This window comes from Oleiphilus sp. HI0117 (assembly GCF_001635235.1).
The window spans coordinates 1-5,362 of the sequence record NZ_LWGA01000801.1 but is presented as its reverse complement, the minus strand read 5'-3'; the positions used below and the strand labels follow the sequence as shown (position 1 = coordinate 5,362).

Annotated in this window: 6 protein-coding genes; 3 read left to right on the top strand and 3 right to left on the bottom strand. The window is 41.0% G+C overall.

What is annotated here, in order from left to right:
* Nucleotides 1-41 precede the first annotated feature (41 nt).
* Entirely contained in the window at nucleotides 42-710 is a 669-nt protein-coding gene (locus tag A3757_RS13205; RefSeq protein ID WP_068554155.1) for a glutathione S-transferase, read from the top strand.
* Between the two features lie 121 nt (nucleotides 711-831).
* Here the strand turns inward: A3757_RS13205 and A3757_RS28110 are convergent, their stop codons facing one another.
* Together A3757_RS28110 and A3757_RS13200 are read right to left on the bottom strand one after the other, a co-directional pair.
* A complete protein-coding gene (locus tag A3757_RS28110) occupies nucleotides 832-1,017 on the bottom strand; it encodes an EAL domain-containing protein (protein ID WP_068508809.1) in 186 nt (61 codons plus the stop codon).
* 322 nt (nucleotides 1,018-1,339) lie between these two features.
* Complete coding sequence (locus A3757_RS13200) at nucleotides 1,340-2,998, bottom strand: alpha/beta fold hydrolase (RefSeq protein WP_068739762.1); 1,659 nt, start codon at nucleotides 2,996-2,998, stop codon at nucleotides 1,340-1,342.
* A gap of 283 nt (nucleotides 2,999-3,281) precedes the next feature.
* Here A3757_RS13200 and A3757_RS25755 point away from each other — a divergent pair, with 283 nt between their 5' ends.
* Together A3757_RS25755 and A3757_RS13195 are read left to right on the top strand one after the other, a co-directional pair.
* A complete protein-coding gene (locus A3757_RS25755) occupies nucleotides 3,282-3,437 on the top strand; it encodes a hypothetical protein (protein WP_156490405.1) in 156 nt (51 codons plus the stop codon).
* A gap of 288 nt (nucleotides 3,438-3,725) precedes the next feature.
* The gene (locus A3757_RS13195; RefSeq protein WP_068508814.1) at nucleotides 3,726-4,319 is read left to right on the top strand and encodes an AraC family transcriptional regulator; all 594 of its coding nucleotides are present in this window, start codon (nucleotides 3,726-3,728) and stop codon (nucleotides 4,317-4,319) included.
* Nucleotides 4,320-4,494: 175 nt separating this feature from the next.
* Here A3757_RS13195 and A3757_RS13190 read toward each other — a convergent pair.
* Nucleotides 4,495-5,362: ABC transporter substrate-binding protein (locus A3757_RS13190; RefSeq protein ID WP_231878272.1), on the bottom strand; the 868-nt coding region annotated here is incomplete at its 5' end.

Below are 5,362 nucleotides of genomic sequence, written 5' to 3'. Positions count from 1 at the left end.
TATAACTCTTATTATGAACTAATAGTATATAGGATGTAGAAATGATTAAGTTGCACCACTTGAATAATTCACGATCTCAACGCGTTATTTGGGCCTTAGAGGAGTTAGGGCTAGACTTTGAAATAGAATCCTATCAGCGAGACCCTACTACCTACCTAGCTCCAGAAAAACTTAAGGAAGTGCACCCTCTTGGTAAGGCTCCGATCTTGGAAGATGGCGAAAATAAAATTGCAGAGTCTGCGGTTATCATCGATTATCTAGTGAATCAGTACGCTCCAAATCTAAAGCCGGAAATCAACACTGAAGAATATTTAAACTACCAATACTGGATGCACTATGCTGAAGGTTCATTGATGCCTTATCTCGTTATGAAGCTTGTATTTGATAAGGTTAAAACCAGCCCGATGCCTTTTTTTGCTAGACCTATTGCAAAAAAGATCGCCGAAAAAGCAATTTCTACCTTTATAAAGCCAAATTTAATCACACATTTAAGCTATATCAATCATTACTTAAATGGACGTTCTTGGTTCTGTGGTGATGCCTTGAGTGGTGTTGATTTTCAAATGATTTTTCCACTAGAAGCAGCCTGCGCAAGAGGCCTGGCAACTCCCGAAACACATCCTAATATTAGCAATTATGTTGCCAGTATTCATGCTAGGCCCGCATACCAGGCCGCCATAAATGCAGCTGGTGATTACGATTACGCATAGTCTGGCTTAACGCTATACAACATATTAACAACAGCAACCGTCTCCCTGGCCCTAACAAAGAAGGTCTCCGCTAGACCTTCTTTTCCACAGGTCAATCACACCCGCTGTTAATCACCACACCCTATGTTAAAGAAGCGATAAATTGTTCATGAAATACAATGCTATCGACAGGCTTTGAATAAAGATAACCCTGAGCTTGAATACAGCCCAGTTTAATTAGTTCACTCTCTTGTGCTTTCGTTTCTACACCTTCAGCAATCAACGAAAGCTTAAAAGTGTCGCCTAAAGAGATTATTGTCTTAATCAAATCACAATATGGGCTTCGAAGGGGTATGTATTAACAGCTAACCTGCCTGACTCTTGGTTACACGTGATAGCCCAAGAAATCGTCGGGCTCACATTTTCGTTTGACGCTTTCACCTTCTTTCTAGTAGAAGTTAAAGTGTCTAAAAATAGAATAAATCTAGAAGAAGCTTATTAACATCCGCCAATGGGACAGGATCTTTGGCGAATAAGACACTCAATCGAGAATGTGAACTTATCGTGGTAGGAATTATCTAGATAATAAAGAGGCATATCTCAGTAACAAGATATGCCTCTAACTTGGTAAACAATTTCAGGATGTATAATTAGAGCGTTGGCACTTTCAAAGTTGACTGTTTATTGCTGCTATATTCAAAATCCACAAAGTAATCGACACCCGTTGGAGATTGATATTGTGGGTCTTTGGTATCAACAGCTAGAACAAGGCGATGACCCGCGGGTACATCGTATGCTGTCGTTACTAGATCGAAGTCGACAGAAATTTTTTCGCCGGAGTTTGTGTCTGGCAATGTAATCGCGCCATGAGTTATTAATTTTCCAACACCCAAAGCATTCATGTCATAAAGATAAGCAACTAGCTGGATCTCATCGTGCTTTGGTTGTATCTGTAGTGATACTGAAGGATTCCCACGTATTTGCATTTCTTCGCTCAGCCAGCTCGATTTCCAATGGATACTTCTAATATCCGAGGCGGCTGGAATACTCGCTAAGATAGGCACCTCTAACTGCTCAAGAATTTGTGATAACAGCGGAATCTGCGTGCTAAATAAGGTACCGGCCCAAGCATTGATTGTGTTGTCTCTGCCGAAGAAGCTCCAGTATGGGTAGCTCTCCATATCACCATCATCGAAGGCTGAGCGAGGGTGTAAGTAAAAGGTTTCTGTACTGGAATCTTCTATAGGGAAGTGGTCAAAGCTATCGTACTGATCTTCAAACTTCACTTTCATTGTAATGGGTTTAGCGCTTGCTATCGGCGTGTTATCACCCTTTAAGTGATGATCAAACCATTGATAGGTACTTGTCCAAGGTAAGGCTTCCGCACCGATGACTGGAGGAAGTAAGTCTGCTGAAGCATGAGTACCTGAAACCAAATCAATATGTTTTGGCCCGGTAAGCTGTTCAAACATACTCATTAATGAGTTAGGTTGGAACAAATTATCACCATAAGCTTTGGCGATATAAACTGCCGTACCATTGGTATTAAGCTCATCAACATAATTGGATGGAGAGCGAACACCCGCCCACTCCATAACAGCAGGAATCTCACTTAAGTTCTGATTTTTGATATTTGACCAGTGCTGCTCGACAATTGGGTCCAGATTTCCGAGTAAGTTGCCACTTAGTGTTAGTAGCTCACCCCAGACCAAGCGAGGTGTTTGGTTTCCATATAACGAATCTGCCAAGCTGCCCCAAGCACTCATTGCTGAAACGGCTTTTATTCTAGGGTCGTGTGCTGCGCCAATCAAAGAAATACCTGAACCATAGGAAACACCCGCACTCCCTATTCTCTCTGGGTCTACGTTATAGTTTTCGATAAGGTAATCTATCACACGGCTAAAATCATCGATGTCCTTTGGGCCAGCCGTATTAATCATGCCTTCTGATGTGCCGAAACCTCGAGTGCTATAACTAAAAACGATGTAGCCCTTTTCTGCTAACTCTCCTGCTTGTGTTAAATACTCATATTCATTCAGAGCCCAGCTATTTACAAAAATGATGGCTGGTGCTGGTTCTGACAGGTCATTAGGAACAAAGACATTGGCGGCCAAGTCAACACCATCATTTGCCTCCACAATGATGTCATCATTTGTTGTGTAGGCATCAGAGGTCGGAAAGATACCTTGGTTCAACAGTCCTGCAACAAAACTAAGTGCGGGGATATATCCATCATNATTAGCTTGTGCAGCCGGGACAAGCACACTTGCGGCAATACTTGCTGTTAGAATTGTTTTAATTAACTTCATTATTTTTATCCTTATTTTTATTATCTTAACTAGATATGTGTTAGTACGATCGTTTGTAAGTTCGATACTCCTTATCAATTTCATACCTCTTTTGTTAATAAATAGTATGTATTGATGAACACATGCTACATCCTTTAATAAGACAAATCGTTTACCAAATGAGACAGTTAGATTGAAATGTGAATAAACTCTCAGTTTTTGAGTGCCTAATAGAGATTAAATAGAACTTAACTGCTGCATAATAGGAAAAGTCGTATTACGGTTTAACAAAAGAATAAATACAATGAATACTAATGCTCGTTTTCCAGGTTGGGGAAGCGGTCAGGTGACAATCTTGCTTGAATATGCCTTATCTAAAGGCCTATCCACTAAGCGAGTATTGGAGGGCTCTGGTATTACACTCGAAAGCCTTGAACATAGTGACCCGTCCTTAGACTAAGAATTGCATGTGATTAAAAATTTGCTTGCTTGTATGCCCACTCATCCTTTTAGAGTAGGCTTTGATGTTGGTTTACATTGCAATGCAAACTCATTCGGTTTGATGGGGTAAGCCCTTCTTGCTTGTAAAACACCAAAAGCTATTATCAACTTCGCCTCACAGCATTTAAATGGTGAATTGAATTTTTCAATCATAAAACCACGTATCTATAAGTCTTCGGTAAAGACGACTTTTGATTATCGTAGAGGCCTGTGTGATAAAAGCGTCGCTTTTGTTCTAGGGAGGGATATGGGCTCAGCCATCTCATTTCAGGAAACCTTGTACAACGATATTCCTGACATTGTCGTAGAAGTTGGGTTTAAAGGAGAGCCTCTACCCGGAATGGAAGAGATAGGTGAATACTATCGCTGCCCAGTTAAGTTCGAGCAAAACGATAATTATTTGCTCAATGACATACGTGTAATGGATATCGTCATGCCATTAGGTAACCGTATGATGGAAAAAATCTTAACCAAACGAATCCAAAAATATGTTGATCAACTACCTGATATGCTTACCATTGAATCAAAGACACAACGCTACTTCGAGGAAAATGGCTACCAAGACTTGAGCAAAGAACAACTGGCTAAAGCGCTCAATATTTCATCACGAACGCTTACACGCTATCTAACAAAAGAAGGGACAAACTGGAGAAAACTATCTAATCAACTTCGTATGGATAGAGCTAAGGAATACTTAATCAGTACACCTGAAGGCATTGAACAGATTGCTTTTAAAGTCGGCTTCTCTAACGCGAGTAGCTTCTCAAGCGCATTTTCTCGTGAGGTAGGGCGAAGCCCACTCGAGTTTAGGCTAACAAATTCTTGGGGGGAAACCCAATAAGTTTGTTAGGGTGGCGTATCATTCAAAGCAGCGAATAACCTCGTTATGGGACGTTAATGATCACTCCTAATAGGCAATATGCCACGTTTTTAAAAAGAGCGGTGCTAGCGCTTCGCAAAAATAAATGCGTGACCTTTCCACAGTTTAAAGATTCGATGAAGCTCTGAGTTACTCGTTATCGAATTACTAGGCCTTTCGCACCTTGAGAACCCAGGCGACTTACTTTTGATTTGATTCCCTGCTGTTTATAGATCTTTTCGAGTAGACCTGTCTTTATGGCGCCATCTAGAGCTATGTTAAATTGTTCACGCAACTCTAAGGCCCCACTCTTCTTGCGAGTAAAGCCGACATGAAAGGCCTTGATAGGTCCGACTGCTTTAGGAATATAGTCAATGTTCCGAAACAAAGGTGCATACTGATCAATATAAAACTGACATACCAGCTTGTTGCATATAAATAGCTCGATGTGCTCGCGGTTCAATTTTTTTAAGTTGTCGAGTGTTGGGTTTTGTGAAAACAGCGGAGCTGTCTTTATGAGCCCTTCACGCTCAGCAGCTTGGAACGCTATAGGATAATGGTAGCCTGCATTTGACCCGATACTATAAGGCTGAAGATCTGATAAAGTCTCCCACGATATTTCTGACGATCTTCTTTTGAAAAATACAGTATCAATTATTGAGATAGGGTTAGAAAAGTATGCAGATTTGCTTCTCGACTCGCTGTAGGTATACGGATATACCCCGTCAACAAGACCGCCCTCCACCATTAAAAGTGCTCTTTTTGCTGGGACCGAAGTAATCTCCAGCTGATAGCCCATTGTTTCAAAAATCTCATGTAGCAGTTGTGTAACGCTTCCGACGACTTTCCCAGCTTCTACGAAACTATGCGGAGCATGCTCAACGGTGACAAAGTGAAGTTCTTTCGAGGTCGTTTGGACGCTAAATAAACAAAGGCTCAAGAAACAAAAGGATGCTCTGAGAAATGGCAGGACATTGAAATCATGCAACATGTTTAATAGTCTTTTTCTGAAACGCGATTTTAGA

Coding starts and splice junctions, on each gene's coding strand:
- A3757_RS13195 (WP_068508814.1), top strand. CDS start 3,726: ATGGGCTCAGCCATCTCATTTCAGGAAACCTTGTACAACGATATTCCT.
- A3757_RS25755 (WP_156490405.1), top strand. CDS start 3,282: ATGAATACTAATGCTCGTTTTCCAGGTTGGGGAAGCGGTCAGGTGACA.
- A3757_RS13205 (WP_068554155.1), top strand. CDS start 42: ATGATTAAGTTGCACCACTTGAATAATTCACGATCTCAACGCGTTATT.